Origin of the sequence: Pseudoalteromonas sp. 120-MNA-CIBAN-0494 (assembly GCF_040308885.1) — a bacterium.
Lineage (GTDB): Bacteria > Pseudomonadota > Gammaproteobacteria > Enterobacterales > Alteromonadaceae > Pseudoalteromonas > Pseudoalteromonas nigrifaciens.
In genome coordinates this window covers 1-273 of sequence record NZ_JBEOOE010000148.1, presented here as the reverse complement: position 1 = coordinate 273, position 273 = coordinate 1, and the positions used below count along the sequence as shown (strand labels likewise).

The window sequence follows — 273 nt, the reverse complement described above, 5'->3', positions numbered from 1 at the left end:
GGACTAGAGTTGGTCAAGGACATCAGCAATAACTCTAGTACACCAATAGCCGTGATTACTGCCCATGGTAGTATGGATTTGGCTATAGAAGCGTTGAAGTTAGGGGCTTTTGATTTCGTCAATAAACCGCTTGAGCTGCCACGCTTACGCCAGTTGGTCGAAAATGCGCTCAAGGTCATTCACCAAAATAACGAAGCAGAAACCACACCTGAATGCTCACCCGAGCAGCAAATGTTGGATAGCCGTTTGATCGGTGACTCTGCTGTCATGCAC

General features: G+C 47.3%; 1 protein-coding gene. It reads left to right on the top strand.

Annotated elements, in window-relative coordinates:
* Window positions 1-273 (top strand): response regulator (locus AAEY55_RS18310; protein ID WP_350552675.1); only part of this gene is annotated, 273 nt, incomplete at both ends.